The sequence below is a fragment of the Myroides pelagicus genome (assembly GCF_009711055.1).
Lineage (GTDB): Bacteria > Bacteroidota > Bacteroidia > Flavobacteriales > Flavobacteriaceae > Flavobacterium > Flavobacterium pelagicum.
The window spans coordinates 1-15,871 of record NZ_WMJY01000051.1 but is presented as its reverse complement, the minus strand read 5'-3'; the positions used below and the strand labels follow the sequence as shown (position 1 = coordinate 15,871).

At 33.8% G+C, this 15,871-nt stretch carries 12 protein-coding genes and 1 pseudogene; 11 read left to right on the top strand and 2 right to left on the bottom strand.

Annotation, left to right across the window (positions count from 1 at the left end; genetic code table 11):
- Nucleotides 1-120 precede the first annotated feature (120 nt).
- The 5 genes and pseudogenes from GJV77_RS14990 (at nucleotide 121) to GJV77_RS13835 (ending at nucleotide 5,525) form a co-directional block, all read left to right on the top strand.
- A complete protein-coding gene (locus tag GJV77_RS14990) occupies nucleotides 121-651 on the top strand; it encodes a tetratricopeptide repeat protein (protein ID WP_240142887.1) in 531 nt (176 codons plus the stop codon).
- 93 nt (nucleotides 652-744) lie between these two features.
- On the top strand, nucleotides 745-1,923 hold the full coding sequence (locus GJV77_RS15035) for a carboxypeptidase-like regulatory domain-containing protein (protein ID WP_317162558.1): 1,179 nt from the start codon (nucleotides 745-747) through the stop codon (nucleotides 1,921-1,923).
- A 12-nt stretch (nucleotides 1,924-1,935) separates the two neighbouring features.
- A pseudogene (locus GJV77_RS14980) lies at nucleotides 1,936-2,157 on the top strand (OmpA family protein); the annotation flags it as partial.
- A 149-nt stretch (nucleotides 2,158-2,306) separates the two neighbouring features.
- Nucleotides 2,307-3,500 carry an enoyl-ACP reductase FabV gene (fabV, locus tag GJV77_RS13840; protein ID WP_155036928.1) on the top strand — a complete coding sequence of 398 codons (1,194 nt, stop codon included), beginning with the start codon at nucleotides 2,307-2,309 and terminating at the stop codon, nucleotides 3,498-3,500.
- Nucleotides 3,501-3,749: 249 nt separating this feature from the next.
- Nucleotides 3,750-5,525, top strand: a complete 1,776-nt coding sequence (locus tag GJV77_RS13835) for a MutS-related protein (RefSeq protein WP_155036927.1) — start codon at nucleotides 3,750-3,752, stop codon at nucleotides 5,523-5,525.
- A 132-nt stretch (nucleotides 5,526-5,657) separates the two neighbouring features.
- Here GJV77_RS13835 and GJV77_RS13830 read toward each other — a convergent pair whose 3' ends face one another.
- Entirely contained in the window at nucleotides 5,658-6,470 is an 813-nt protein-coding gene (locus GJV77_RS13830; protein WP_155036926.1) for a purine-nucleoside phosphorylase, read from the bottom strand.
- The gene (gene lpxK, locus GJV77_RS13825) at nucleotides 6,442-7,467 is read right to left on the bottom strand and encodes a tetraacyldisaccharide 4'-kinase (RefSeq protein WP_155036925.1); all 1,026 of its coding nucleotides are present in this window, start codon (nucleotides 7,465-7,467) and stop codon (nucleotides 6,442-6,444) included. Before lpxK ends, GJV77_RS13830 begins: the two co-directional genes overlap by 29 nt.
- Nucleotides 7,468-8,147: 680 nt before the next feature.
- Here lpxK and GJV77_RS13820 point away from each other — a divergent pair.
- The 6 genes from GJV77_RS13820 to GJV77_RS13795 all read left to right on the top strand — a co-directional run bounded on the left by GJV77_RS13820 (nucleotide 8,148) and on the right by GJV77_RS13795 (nucleotide 15,763).
- Complete coding sequence (locus GJV77_RS13820) at nucleotides 8,148-9,242, top strand: Nif3-like dinuclear metal center hexameric protein (RefSeq protein ID WP_155036924.1); 1,095 nt, start codon at nucleotides 8,148-8,150, stop codon at nucleotides 9,240-9,242.
- Between the two features lie 2 nt (nucleotides 9,243-9,244).
- Complete coding sequence (locus GJV77_RS13815) at nucleotides 9,245-10,024, top strand: zinc ribbon domain-containing protein (protein WP_155036923.1); 780 nt, start codon at nucleotides 9,245-9,247, stop codon at nucleotides 10,022-10,024.
- Nucleotides 10,025-10,067: 43 nt separating this feature from the next.
- Nucleotides 10,068-10,895: an alpha/beta hydrolase gene (locus GJV77_RS13810; RefSeq protein WP_155036922.1), complete on the top strand. Its 828-nt coding sequence runs from the start codon at nucleotides 10,068-10,070 to the stop codon at nucleotides 10,893-10,895.
- A gap of 38 nt (nucleotides 10,896-10,933) precedes the next feature.
- Entirely contained in the window at nucleotides 10,934-11,842 is a 909-nt protein-coding gene (gene rluF, locus GJV77_RS13805) for a 23S rRNA pseudouridine(2604) synthase RluF (RefSeq protein ID WP_155036921.1), read from the top strand.
- Between the two features lie 245 nt (nucleotides 11,843-12,087).
- Complete coding sequence (locus GJV77_RS13800; RefSeq protein ID WP_155036920.1) at nucleotides 12,088-14,433, top strand: TonB-dependent receptor; 2,346 nt, start codon at nucleotides 12,088-12,090, stop codon at nucleotides 14,431-14,433.
- A gap of 31 nt (nucleotides 14,434-14,464) precedes the next feature.
- Nucleotides 14,465-15,763, top strand: coding sequence for a DUF4374 domain-containing protein (locus GJV77_RS13795; protein ID WP_155036919.1), 1,299 nt, complete (start codon nucleotides 14,465-14,467; stop codon nucleotides 15,761-15,763).
- The last annotated feature ends 108 nt before the right edge of the window (nucleotides 15,764-15,871 follow it).

Genomic DNA, 15,871 nt, shown 5'->3' with positions numbered 1-15,871 from the left:
TATGCCAGAAGTAAACCTTTAATATACTGAATATCAGTCTTTTTCACAAATAATCTTTCCCTTTATTTTTCTTAAAATCAACTAATTAATACTTTTTTCGTGTACTAAGAAATAAAAGTTATGAAAAAAAATATCTTTAAGATTGGAGTATTTACTGTGCTTCTTCTTTCTATGACATTGTCATTTGGACAGTCAAAAAGAGAACCCGCACGTGTGAATAAACAAATTGAGAGATTAGATTTTGCCAAGGCTATTAAGTCATATGAAAAGTTAGTTTCGAAAGGCAAGACGTCTCATGAAGTTGTTTTAGGTTTGGCTAATGCATACTACGAGAATGGTTTATATATTGAAGCTAACCATTGGTTTGATAAAGCTTTCGGTGAAGTAGTTTCGTCAGAGGAGATTGAAGACTTGAATAGTTACTATCAATATATTCAAACAATTAAAACTTTAGGTGACTACACTACAGCTAATGCTAAAATGGATTTATTAGCTGAGAAGTTCCCTGAAGATGGACGTGTAAAGAAATACTTATACGATCCGAATTACATTACTGAAGTAAATAGTAATAGAGAAGGATATAAGATTCGTTTGTTAAATAGTGTAAATACTGAGTTTTCTGAGTATGGATCAGCATTGTATAAAGGATAAATTGTTTATGCATCATCTCAAAAAAGCAAATTTAGAAAAGAAAAAATACATGGATGGACGAATGATCCTTATACAAAATTATACTCAGCGCCTGTGCGTATCGATGGGTATATAGTTGGAGTTAAGCCATTTGCTAAGAAATTAGATGGGAATTATAATGAGTCAAATGCTGTATTTAGTGCAGATCAGCGTACAATGTATTTCTCAAGTAGTACTAGAGGAGATAAAAATACAAGATATTCAGATGGTACATTATTAGTGAGTTTGTATAGAGCTTACTCTTTTGGTGAAGGTAAATGGGGTGATGTTGAAAAATTATCAATCAATATACCTCACGCGAATTCATCGCAACCAGCATTAATTCCAGATCAAGATTATTTGTATTTCTCTTCAGATCGTCCTGGAGGTTTAGGACAATCGGATTTATATCGAGTAAAATTGTATAGAGATGGTACTTTTGGTACACCAGAAAATTTAGGAGATAAAATCAACACAGAAGGTAGAGAGAGTTTTCCTTTTGTGAGTTCTGATAATGTATTGTATTTTGCATCTGATGGTCTCCCTGGTTTAGGAGGATTAGATTTATATGGAGTACAGATTTATGAAGATGGAAGTTTTGGTGAAGTTGTTAATTTAGGAAACTCAATAAATAGTCCATTCGATGATTTTGCTATGTATCTTGAACCTGAAGCTAATTTTGGTTTTATTACTTCAAATAGACCAAATGGAGAAGGTAAAGATGACTTGTATTTTGTAAGAATGAAGTTAGGTACTGACTTGAATGTTACACAAGAGATTAGAGGTAAAGTTGTAGATCAAAGAAATGATCAAGCAATTTGGGATGCTTATGTGTTCTTATATGATGAAAAACATAGATTAATTGATCAAGTGGAGGTTGACAAACGAGGAGAGTATAAATTCAGTGATATTAAAGTAAATAGAGGATATTACGTTGCTGCTAAATCACCAGGATATAACTCTGCAGAAACTTCAATTGAGAATGTAACTAAGAACGTTGATGTTGTCGTTGATTTTGCTTTGTCAAGAAGTAAAGAGTTGCAAATACCAGGATATCAATTGAATAATGGTCAAGGTAATGTTTATGGTGAAGGAGATTCAGTTGTTGTAAGAGAAGGAGATGATTTGACAGAATTGTTAAAATTGCAACCAATCTATTTTGATTTGGATAAGTTTAATATTCGTATTGATGCTCAAATCGAACTGTCTAAAGTAGCCTCATTAATGTTAATGTATCCTAACTTACAATTATAAGTTCGTTCGCATACAGATGCTACTGGACCTGCAGGTTATAATATGAGGTTGTCTGAACGTAGAGCTGCTTCAACAGTGGACTGGTTAGTGAAACAAGGAATTAGCAGAAATCGTATCAAAGGAATTGGAATGGGTGAGTCTCAAATCATCAACCGTTGTAAGAATAATGTTACTTGTTCAGAACATGAACATCAGAAAAATAGAAGAAGTGAATTTATCGTTACAGGATTTTAACTGGTAAAAGATAAAAAAAATCAAAGGAGTCATCATTTAAGGTGACTCCTTTTTTGATGTTTAAATTTTAAACTCAATTAGTGCATTGTTCATAGAAATTATGTAATTTGCACATTAGAATTATTCAGATCGTAGAAAAAAAAATAATAATGATTATACAACCTAGAACACGTGGATTTATTTGTTTGACATCTCATCCAGAGGGGTGTGCACAAAATGTAAAAAATCAAATAGAGTATGTTAAGTCTAAAGGACTTATAAGCAATGGACCTAAGAAAGTTTTAGTAATAGGAGCGTCAACAGGATTTGGTTTGGCTTCTCGTATATCAGCCGCTTTTGGTTCTAATGCTTCTACAATTGGAGTGTTTTTTGAGAAACCAGGAACAGAAGGTCGTCCTGGTACAGCAGGGTGGTATAACTCAGCTGCTTTTGAAAAACAAGCGCATGCTGCTGGATTATATGCTAAGAGTGTTAATGGAGATGCATTCTCTGATGATATTAAAAAGCAAGTAATAGATTTGATTAAAGAGGATTTAGGTCAAATTGATTTAGTAGTTTATAGTTTGGCTTCCCCAAGACGTACACATCCAAAAACTGGTGTGAATTATGCTTCTGTATTAAAGCCTATAGGAGTGCCATTTTCGAATAAAACTGTTGATTTTCATACAGGTGTTGTATCTGATATTACAATTAATCCAGTAGAAGAACAAGCCGATATTGATAATACAATTGCGGTTATGGGAGGTGAAGATTGGAAATTTTGGATAGAAGACCTTAAAGCTGCTGGTGTACTTGCTACAGGGTGTAAAACCGTGGCTTACTCTTATATAGGGCCTGAGCTTACTTATCCTATTTACCGAAATGGTACTATAGGTATGGCTAAGAATGATTTAGAAGCTACTGTTCCTTATTTAAACAACTTGTTAAGTGATCTAGAAGGTGTTTCTTATGTTTCAGTAAATAAAGCTTTAGTTACACAATCTAGTTCTGCTATCCCTGTGGTTCCTTTATATATTTCTTTGTTGTATAAAGTAATGAAAGAAAAAGGTATTCATGAAGGGTGTATTGAGCAGATGCAACGTTTATTTGCTGATCGATTATATGCGGATAAAGTTGTTTTAGATGCAGAAGGACGTATACGTGTTGACGATTGGGAGATGAGAGAAGACGTTCAATCAGAAGTTCAAAAACTTTGGGATGCTGTAACAACAGAGAATATAGAAGCTATCTCTGATTTAGTTGGATATAGAAAAGACTTTTTTAATTTGTTTGGTTTCGAGTTTGATGCAATTGACTATAATGCTGAATCAAATGAATTAACTACAGTAGAGAGTATTAAATAATTTTATTGTTATCATAAAATACTTTAGCGTCGATTGGCAAAAGCCAATCGACGCTTTTTTTCTTTACTAACTATTAACTTGTTGATAGTTAGTTTTTGAGTTGGTTTTGAAGGAGTGTTTTAGTGATTTTAGACAATAGTAGATGCAAAGGTTTGTGTGAATTGCTGTTTTTTTTATTCAAACCTAAGTTTTTATTGATGTATATTTGTTGTAAAGCGTTATTAAAAGCTTTGTTTAAACTACTTAATAATGGAAACTTATCGTAAGCGACTAGCCTTGTTTCAATTACAATATAATGCTATTCGAAAAAAATATAAAATTGTAGGATTTGTTAGAATACTTGCATTTTTAGCTATCATTTATACTTTTTATTTAGCGTTAGCCAATGCTAATTCGCTTTACTTGTACTTTACTGGGGGTATTATTGTTTTGTTCCTTGGTCTTGTCAAGTTGCATGCGAATTATTCTTGGAGAATGCGTTATATTCAAGCATTATTGGAAATTAACAAAAACGAGATTGACTTTATTGATAAAGATGAGCGACCATTTGAAAATGGTGAAGAGTTCAAAACTACTGACCATCCTTATGCTTTTGACCTAGATATATTTGGTTACAAATCCCTTTTTGGTTATTTGAATCGTACAGCTTCTTTTATTGGCAAACGTAAGTTAGCTGATATGCTAATAAGTACTAAAAGTTCTGAGGATATATTACTTAATCAAGAGGCGATCAAAGAACTTTCTCAAAAGGTTCAGTGGAGACAAGAAATCAATGCTTATAGTAAAATATCTAATCTTGATCAAAAGGCATACGAGCGTTTAATCGTTTGGAGTAAATCTCCTGTGCGGGAGATTAATAAAGTAATTAATGTCTTGAGTTATGTATTGCCTGGGTTGTTTGCCTTGTCAATATTAGGTTATTATTTTATAGATAGTTATTTTTTTGGTTATGCTGTTTCTTTGCTTTTTACTTTGAATTTAGTCTGTGGATTGAGTGTGGCTAAATATATCCAAAGTGAATTAGGAGGAGCTGATAAGGTTCACGAAACTATCGAGAGTTATAGTTCGATTGTTAAAAAAATAGAGAAGGAGCACTTTACTACGGATAAAATGAAAGGCTATATCGCTAAATTGAATGGTGATTCTTTTCAAGCGAGTAAAGACTTAAAGGTCTTATCTCAATTATTTGAGCAATTAGAAACGATGGCTAATATTTTTGTCTTAATTCTTTTTAATGGCTTAGGACAATATCATTTACATGTATATAGACGTTTTGCAAAGTGGAAAAAACAGAAAGCTCATCTCGTTCTGCTTAGTATTGAAGTTATTGGTGAAATGGAGGCTTTAAATTCTTTAGCCAATTACTCTTATAATAATCGCTCTTATACCTTTCCTACTATAGGTGAAACAAATGAAATGTTTTTTAAAAATTTAGGACATCCGTTGTTAAGCGAAAAGAATAGGGTTTGTAATGATATCGCTTTTGATCAGCAGCGCTTTGTTATCTTAACAGGGTCAAATATGTCGGGTAAAAGTACATTCTTACGTACAATAGGGGTAAATTTAGTTTTAGCGGGTACAGGGGCGCCTATTTGTGCGACAGATGCTATTGTGGCTCCTTTGCCTTTATTTGTATCTATGCGTTTGACAGATTCTTTAGAAGACAGTGAATCATATTTTTATGCAGAAGTTAAGCGATTAAAGATGATTATCGAGAAAGTCCAAGAAGAGCCTTGTTTTGTTTTATTAGATGAAATATTAAGAGGTACAAATTCCGATGATAAGCAAAGTGGTACTATTGGTGTAATCTTAAAGTTAATTCGCGAGCAGACCTACGGTGTTATTGCTACACATGATTTAGAGGTGTGTGAAACCGCAGTAAAATATCCGGAAGTATTGATTAATAAGTGTTTTGAGGTTGAGATAAAACAAGATGACTTATTCTTTGATTATAAGATTAGAGATGGTGTTTGTAAGAATAAAAATGCAACATTCATTATGAAAAAGATGAAAATTATCGATTAGTATTAATGCTAATAATATGGTGAATGCAGATTGCCTTAGTAGGGCATTGGATATATTCGCTAATGATAAAATCAATAAAGGGAGTCTCTTGTTACACAGAGGCTCCCTTTACTTTATAATGTGATCGTGATGTTATATCGTTTTGATTAACTCGTTTATTAGTCCACGTGCAATAGGTTCGGCTGCTTGAACAGCTTTTAATACATCTTCGTGGTGAGCTTCTAAGATTCCCTCTTCATTGCCCATGTCTGAAATAACAGAAATACCAAATACTTTCATATCCATATGACGAGCAACGATTACTTCTGGAACTGTTGACATTCCAACACAGTCTGCTCCAACTATTTTTACCATTTTATATTCAGCAAGTGTCTCAAAAGTTGGTCCTTGTAGTCCGTAATACACTCCTTGCTTGATGTCATAGTTTTTAGCTTTTGCTATTTCAAGTGCTTTTTTTACCAATGTTCCTGTATAAGCATCATTCATGTTTACAAATCGTGGTCCAAAACGCTCATCGTTGTGACCGCGTAATGGATGATCAGGGAATGCGTTGATGTGATCAGTGATGATCATTATATCTCCAACTTTAAATGTTGGGTTAACACCTCCTGATGCGTTAGATACAACTAATGTTTCTACTCCCATGTATTTCATCACTCTGATAGGGAATACTGTTTTTGCCATTTCATACCCTTCATAGTAGTGAAAACGTCCTTGCATTGCTACTATTTTTTTTCCTCCAAGGGTTCCAAAGATTAAAGCTCCTTTGTGTCCTTTTACTGTAGAGATAGGGAAGTTAGGAATTTCAGCATAAGGAATTTCATGCTCGATACTAATGTCTGCTGTTAGGTTTCCTAGTCCTGATCCTAATACGATACCTATTTCAGGTTTGAAGTTTGTTCTTTCACTTAGATACTTAACTGTCTCTTGTACTTGTTCCCACATAGTTTAAAATAGTTTTGTCAAACAATTCATTGTCATTAATGAAACTTGTTTGAATTGGTAAATAATACAATTTATCAGAAGGGATTAAATCTTTTAGTCGGACATAATCCTTTTCTGTGGTTATAATTTTCTTTTTTTCCGCTAATGTCAAGATGTTCTCAATATCAGAAGTTGTGAAATTATGGTGATCAGGGAATGTTAAACATCGGGTTAAATGACCATTAAGATGATCAAAGAAGCTCTGTGGTTTAGCTATTCCAGCTACCAAAATGTACTCTTCATGATTTAGTAAATCAACTTGTATTTCATCGCATTTTGAATATACAAGTTTACTAAATTCAATATACGTAAAAAAAGACAATTGTCCCGTTTTAAGATTTAATTTTTCTCTAATATCTTGTTGATTTTCTTTGGTTAAGCTCTTAGGACATTTGGTTATGATGATTATATTAGCTCGTTTGGCGCCACTTCTAGATTCACGTAAATTGCCAGTAGGTAAAACGAAGTCCTTATAATATGGTTCATCGTAAGTAGTTAGTAGAATATAAAAACCTGCTTTTACTGCAAGATGTTGAAATGCATCGTCAAGTAAGACTACTTCCGTTTCCTTTTTTTCTGATAAGATTGTGTGAATACCATTGACGCGATTACTATCAACGGCAACCCCAATATTGTCAAATTTATAGTGATATTGATAAGGTTCATCGCCAAGATCTTCCATATTGCTTTGTGCATTAGCGAGGATAAAGCCTTTGCTTTTTCTCTTGTATCCTCTGCTTAGTGTTGTTAGGGTGTACTGGTCCTTTAGTAGGCGTATTAGGTACTCTACCATGGGTGTTTTGCCAGTTCCTCCTACACTAAGGTTTCCTACTACAATTGTAGGAGTGGTAAATGAGGTACGCTTTAAGATACCTATGAAGTATAATCCATTTCTAATACTCGTGATGAACGTGTATAGAATAGTAAAAGGAAACAAAAGTTTACGTAGTGTTTGCATGATACGAATGTAGTAATTTATGCTTATCTACCCAAGTAGTCCTATGAGGTAAACGTATGTTTACTTTTTACTATCATAGTATCTTTTGAAATTTGTTTGCGGGTTTCTTTTTTGATGTTTAATGATTATGATAAATCTACCTGGATGGAAATGGGGACTAAGGCAGTGCTTGTTTTTAAAAATAAGTTAATTAATCAAGTTGCTACTCTAACTTTTTTTTGAATAATGAAGATAAAATAAGGAGGTATTTGTTGCCAAGCTTGTACTATAACTGCAGTATACGTGTAGTATACTAGCCTAGAAGCACATCGTTGGCAAGGAAAGTGCACGTATACTGCACTTATAGGTCAATAAAGTGTGAGTATAGGAGGTACGGGTATTATTTATACCGAATTGCTTTTTTAATTACAACAAGAGGGGACGATTTCGTTTAACTGTAATTTTGAATGCTATAAAAGACAAATCAATTAGGCGAATTGAGATAATGAAATACAGATAAGTTTAGTGTGTTTTTTAATCGATTGATTGATTTTGTGATTTTTGTATAAATATGTGATTTTTGTAGTGCTGTAATGGTAGGAAGATGGATATCTTTTGTATTCTGTATTTTATTGATACTCCTGCATGATTTTTTATCTTTGTTAAATTATATTACTTTTAGCTTATATACTGGATAATAAATGAAAATTAGAGAATTAGTACCTGTTTTAGAACAATTAGCTCCTTTAGCTTACGCAGAGGATTTTGATAATGTAGGATTATTAGTGGGTAATTACGATACAGCAATTACTGGAGTGTTGGTTTGTCATGATGCTTTGGAGCAAGTTATTGATGAAGCAATTGATACTAACTGCAATGTAGTTATATGTTTTCATCCGATTTTGTTTAGTGGATTGAAGAAGATTACAGGGAAGAATTATGTTGAGCGTGCGGTAGTAAAGGCTATTAAAAATGATATTGCGATTTATGCTATACATACTGCGTTAGATAATCATCAAGAAGGAGTAAATAAAATATTTTGTGAAACACTTGGATTGGTTAAAACAAAGATATTAATACCGAAAGAGCAATACATCGAAAAGCTTGTTACTTATGCGCCATTGGCATCAGTAGATGCTGTGCGTCAAGCTTTGTTTGCAGCTGGAGCTGGAGGTATTGGAAATTATGATTCATGTAGTTTTATGTCTCAGGGTACAGGAACTTTTAGAGGTAATGAAAAGAGTAATCCAGTGATAGGTCAGCGAGGCACCCAGCAACAGGTAGAAGAAGTGAAAATCGAAGTAACTTACGAAAGACACATGCGCTCAGGTGTATTAAATAGTTTGTTTGCATCTCACCCATATGAAGAGGTTGCTTATGAGATTTATAAGTTAGAAAATAAGCTTCAGAATGTGGGTATGGGTATGATAGGCGAATTAGAACAACCAATGGATGAAGTGACGTTTTTAAAAATGGTGAAAGAAAAGACTAAAACAGGTGGTATTAGACATAGTGCTTTTTTAGGTAAGCCGATCAAGCGTGTAGCTGTGCTTGGAGGATCGGGAGCTTTTGCTATAAAAAATGCTTTAGCTCAAAAAGTTGATGCTTATATTACAGCTGATTTGAAATATCATGAATACTATCAGGCTGAAGGCCAGCTTATTTTGGCTGATATAGGACATTTCGAAAGCGAAAGATATATTAAAAATTATATTGTTGAGTATCTTAAGAAAAAAATGACTACTTTTGCAGTTATTTTATCGAACGTAAATACGAATCCAGTTAACTACTTATAAAGATGGCAAACAAAAAAGAATTGACAGTTGAGGAGAAATTAAGAGCATTATATGACTTGCAATTAATAGACTCGAGAATTGACGAAATTAGAAGTATGAGAGGAGAACTACCTCTTGAAGTAGAAGATTTACAAGATGAGGTAGCTGGACTTAATAAGCGCTTAGAAAAGTTACATGTTGATTTGAGCAGTATTGAAACTGGAATCAAAGAGAAGAAGATTGCTATTGATGAGTTTAAAGAAGCAATTGTTAAGTACACTGAGCAACAAAATCAAGTTAAAAATAACAGAGAGTTTAACTCATTAGAAAAAGAGATTGAATTCCAAAACTTGGAAATCGAGCTTGCTGAAAAACATATCAAAGAGATGAAAGCGAGTATCGAGAGCAAGAAAAACAATATCAGTGATACTGAGACTAAGTTGGCTTCTAGAAAAGAACACTTAGGACATAAAGAAGCTGAGTTAAAAAGTATCATGTCTGAGACTGAGCGTGAAGAGCAATTGCTTTTGGAGAAATCTGAAGAATTCATGCAAAACATCGAGGATCGTTTGTTAACAGCTTATACTCGTATTAGAAATGGAGTAAAAAATGGATTAGCTGTAGTATCTATTGAGCGTGGTGCTTCTGCAGGATCGTATTTTACTATTCCACCACAGACCCAAGTAGAGATAGCTACTCGTAAGAAGATTATTACTGATGAACACAGTGGACGTATTTTAGTTGATAGCGCTTTAGCAGCTGAGGAGAAAGAAAAGATAGATGCAATAATTGCAAAAATATAATACAAAAAAGCCTCTTTTTTAAGAGGCTTTTTTTATAGGGCTTATGAAGAAAGTTATTGGTAGTGGTTTGAATGTTTTATCTTGGTTCAACTTATCCAAAAGTGTTGAGCTTGCTTTTACTTTATTCTCTACACCACGTAAGGGAAAGATTGAAGGTGAGTTTCCTCTATTTTTAGATAAAGCTGATAAAGGTAGTATGCTTGTTAAAGGGCAACGCGTTCAGTATTATCAATGGAATATAGATGATGTAGACAAGCCTTTGATTATGCTCATTCATGGTTGGGAAAGCAATTCGAATAGATGGGAAGAAGTCGTCAAGTATTTGAGTTACGATCAGTACCGTTTTATTGCATTTGATGCATTTGGATTAGGTAAGAGTCAAGGTAAACGATTTAAGGTTCCTGACTTTTCAGATTTAATTGACGTGATGTTAGCTAAGTTTAGTCCTGATTATGTAATTGCACACTCGTTAGGTGCCTTTGCTTCATTAGCTTGTCTGAGTGTCAAGAGCTATCCGTTTATTCAACGCTTAGTTTTGTTAGGAGGACCAGATAGTTTTCAAGACATTTTACTGAAGTATAGTAAGATGATGGGGTATAATAAATCCATCACTAATGGAATACTTGATTATGCACAAGGGTTGTTGACTATGCCTTTAGCAAATTATAGTAGTGTATGTTTTTTGAACGGAGTAACTATACCATTGATTGTTATTCACGATCAGAGTGATTGTGCCGTACTTGTATCAGAGTGTCGCGCATTTCACAAGAAAGTGATTGAGATGAACAATAAGGTCATTTTTACGGATCAATTAGGACATTCATTACAATCAGATGAGGTCTATGAGTATATAAAGGAGTTTATTAAATAATAATATTTTTTACGATATAATTAAACAGATATAAATGTATGGAAAGTGTTGACAAAATTAGGTTAAATAAATACTTATCTGAAGTTGGTTATTGCTCGAGACGTGAAGCGGATCGATTGATTGAGGAAGGAAGAATTACTGTTAATGGTGAAGTTCCAGAAATGGGATTAAAGGTGTCAGAGAGTGATGAGATACGCGTGAATGGTCGTCTTATTCAAAATACAAATGAAAAGCCTATTTATTTAGCTTTTAATAAGCCTATTGGTATAGAATGTACAACTAACCAAAAAGTAAGAGGCAATATCGTTGATTATATCAATTACCACAAGCGTATTTTTCCTGTAGGACGATTGGATAAAGATAGTGAAGGACTTATAATAATGACTAATGATGGCGATATCGTTAATAAAATACTTCGTCAGAAAAATAATCATGAAAAAGAATACTTAGTTACAGTTAATAAACCTATTACAGATCGTTTTATTCAACGTATGGGGGCTGGAGTACCAATTTTGGATACGATGACAAAGACTTGTCGAGTTGAGGTAGTGAGTAAGTATGTATTTAGAATATTCTTGACTCAAGGGCTTAACCGTCAGATTCGTCGCATGTGTGAGTATTTCAATTACGATGTTGTAGCTCTTAAGCGTATCCGAATTATTAATATAGCTTTAGATGTTCCTGTTGGTCAGTATCGCGAGATTACTAAAGAAGAAATGAAAGAGCTTAACCGTTTGATTGAGCCTTCAAGTAAGACACAGGAAGCTAGTCTTGATAAGCAAGAGATTAGTCAGCAAAGCCTACGTAAACAACGTTCGGCTATCGATGATAAGGAGAATAATCGTCGTCCAAGAGAGAAAAAGAACTTCGATCGAGAGAAAAATAATAGTCGAAATAAAGGAATATCACTTAAAAATGAGCGCTTAAGTAAAAGAAGAGAGAATTAATTTTAATTCTCTCTTTTTTTGTTTAAAAAAATAATATTACATAATGAGAATAAATACTTTGTTTCTTTAATTACTAAACGCACTATAATGTGCGTTTTTTTTATGTCTATTTCTGTCATTCTAATTAGTTATTTAAAATTAGTCTAAAGAGTTATTTAGAATAAATATAGATTATATATATTTGCCTTGCAATTTTAAACAGTTCTAAATAATAAATTGCATTCTAATTAATTATTCCTAGATATATGAGAAAATTACTACTACTATTCTTTTTACTTTTCTTTATTAACATGCCTGAGATGATTGCGCAGAGTGAACCAATTGTGATTAGTGGTATAGTTAAAGATACTAATGGTAATCGAATAGATTACGCAACAGTTAGTCTAAGTGGAAGTCAAAAGTACAATAGTCTGACAAGTGCAAATGGACATTATAAGATGAAATTGAGAAAGCCAGGTACTTACACTTTAGTTGTTCAACATATTAGTTATTATACAAAATCCATAACAATCGATGTAGATACAGGGCAATCGGTTAAGCAAGACATTGTACTAGAGGCAAGTACTTCTTATTTAGATGATTTAGTTTTACAGGTTAAAAAACCAATCGAAAAGGTTAGAGAGACAGCATATAATGTGGTTGCTGTAGATGCCAAACCATTACACAATACTTCTTTAGATGTTGCAGGAGCACTCGATCGCGTATCAGGAGTCAAGGTTAGAAGAGATGGAGGAGAAGGGGCTTCATATAGTTTTTCGATGAATGGTTTTAGTGGAAAGCACGTTCGTTTTTTTTTAGATGGAGTTCCAATGGAAGGATTTGGAAGTGAATTTAATATAAATAATCTACCTATTACACTGATTGATCGTATTGAGGTCTATAAAGGAGTTGTTCCCATTGAGTTTGGTTCTGATGCATTAGGTGGAGTCATAAATATTGTGACTAACAAGTCAACGCGAACACGTGTAGATGCTTCTTTTGCAACAGGTTCATTTAATACATACAAAAGTCATTTGAATGTAAACAAAGTCTTTGATAATGGATTGACGTTTCAAGTAAATGCTTTTCAAAACTATTCTGACAATAATTACAAAGTATTAGTGCCTGTTTTAAACCTTGAAAACAATGCGTATGCAAAACAGAAAACTTGGAATAGGCGTTTTAATGATCGCTTTCAGACGGCAACTGTGGTTACCAAAGTTGGAGTTGTTAATAAGGCTTATGCAGATAGACTTTTAGTAGGTTTTACCTATGGAGAAGGCAAGCGTGGAGTGCAGACTGGTACCATTATGAAAAAAGTCTTTGGTCAGAAGAAACGTCGCTCAGTTACGATAATGCCTACTTTAGAGTATAGTAAGAAAAACCTTTTGCTAGAGGGACTAGATCTTTCATTAAATGCTAGCTATAACGGTGGATATAATCAAAATATTGATACGGCAGCTTATAAATATAGTTGGGACGGTCAACGCAAGCCTATTCCTACAAAAGGAGAGTCAGGAGGTGGGCCATCATTGACAAAGTATTTTGATAACAATGCTTCTGTTAGTATGGGAGTTAATTATAAAATTAATGATCAGCACGCTGTTAGTTTTAGTAATGCGGTTCAGTATTTTAATAGAAGGACTGAAGATCCTTTAGCTGTAAAAGAGACACAAGCAGATAAAAATGCAGAATTAAAGCGTGAGAGTATTAAGAATATTACGGGGATTTCTTACCGATATGCTATACGAGATAACTTCAACGTTTCGGTATTTGGTAAGCGCTATAGTATTAAACACACCTATAGGAATGAAAGTACCACAAGTAATAAGATGGGGTATGGATTAGCAGCTACTTATTTATGGAGGGGATTTCAACTTAAAGCTTCTTACGAAAATACCTACCGTTTACCAACGGATACAGAGCTTTTTGGTGATGGAGATCTAGTCTGGGGAAATACAAACTTGAAACCTGAACAGGGAAAAAATGCAAATCTTAATTTAAGTTTTTCAAGTGTGATTAGTAAAGTTCATGCTGTTTATGCAGATGCGGGTTTTGTCTATCGTGATACTCGAGATTATATTCGGAGTAATCCATATGGATCAGGCTCTCGCGCCAATAGTGTTAATATTGGAGGGGTAGAAAGTGTTGGGTTTAATTTTGAGGGACGCTATATTTATGACAACTTTATTCATTTGGGAGGAAGCCTTACAACTCAAAACATAAGGAGTAAACAAAAGTATACAATAGGTAGTTATGGGGTTGAAAACCCATATTATAATGAAAGAATACCTAATGAACCTTATTTCTTTGGCTCTGTAGATGCAGGAGTAACATTTGAAGATGTTTTAAAGGAGAATAACAACCTGAATTTATCTTATTCTTTGCGTTATATACATCGTTACTACTATGATTTTGCAGGTATTGGTGCTCATCCTGAAATAATTCCTTCTCAAGCTATACACGATTTAAGTGCTTCTTATAGCTTATTCAATAATAAAATTCACCTTACTGTTGAAGCAAACAACTTGTTTGATAAGTTGGCTTATGATAATTATAGTTTCCAAAAGCCTGGTAGAAGCTTCATGTTTAAGGTAAGGTATTCATACTAAATCAATTATAAATCAAAATAAATACACTAAAATGAAAAAAAGAGTATTGTCTATTTTCGCATTTGCGATGTTGTTTGGAAGCTTTGGTATAATGAGTTGTTCTAGTGATGACTCTACAGTTAATAATGATACAGATACTAATACAGATACAGAGCCAAATACTGAATGGAAGTATGTGATTGGTGCCTCTGTATCGAAGACTAAATTATTGTTTACAACTCAAGATCTTAAGCAAGGTAAATTGTCAGCTAAAGGAAATGGAGTACAGTCAATCGGTACGAAGGTATTTAACTTCGGACTAAACAGACTATATGTATTTGAATATAGAAAAGGTGATCCATCAGGTATGCAAAGTTGGCTCTTAAATGCTAATGGTGAATTGGAAGAAAAATTGACAGTAGATTTACCAAATCGCGAAGAGTTTATTGCAGATTTCGGGAAGTATATGGTTGCCACTACTGGAGGTGTGACTACTAAAGATGGTAAGCGTGCTCAGGCATTTAACTTCGTTAATGGAGATGAAGGGTTTGTTGAGTTTACTTCTTTAGTACCAGTTGAAAACATAGTAGAACAAGGTGAATACGCCAATTTCGCTGGACTAGAGCCAATTGGAGATAACCGTTTTGTCATGGCAGTAGAGCCTTTTAAGATTGTACAAAACAAAGATGAGGATAATACATCTACTTTTAGAAATAGAGTTTGGTTAGTGGTCTTTAAATTAGATGAGGCGACTAAGCAGGTGTCTGTAGAAAAAATAGTGAAAGATGATAGAATGAGTTTTGCTGTTGGTCGTCGTCGTTCAGGTCGATTAAATGCTATTGGAAAGGATAGTCAAGGGGATATCTACGCTTTCTCTCCTTCAGCAATGATCAATAGATCAGGAGAGACATTTTCGCAAAAGCCATCTTCAGTGTTGAAGTTAAACAAGAATACCTTAACGTTTGATAAAGATTACTATTATAATTTAGAGGAGCTTTCAGGAGGACATAAGGTATTGCGCGTGTATAGTTTGAATAATGATTATTTTGTATTAGATATGCGTGCAAATACAAATGAAGCATGGAATATGGCTCCTGCAAATAAATTAGCATTGTTTAATGCAAGAACAGGAGAGTTTACTTGGATTAAAGGATTACCAGCTGTGCAAGATATTGCATCAGCGGGAGAACCATTTGTAGAAGGGAATGATATTTTCATCCCTGTAACGGCTGAATCTAAATCGTTTGTTTATACGTTAGATTTACCTACAGCTACAGTGAAAAAAGGTTTAGAAATAACGGATTTGGCTGATGGTAGTATTGGAACTATCGGAAAGATAAGTAGCAAATAGAACGGTGTTATAGTTGTACGTTAGTTTTACGTTCTATGAGCAAAGGAGGTTGTACCAAGTGTACAACCTCCTTTTTTGGTGTGCCCAGCATGGGCAATAACTATAGGG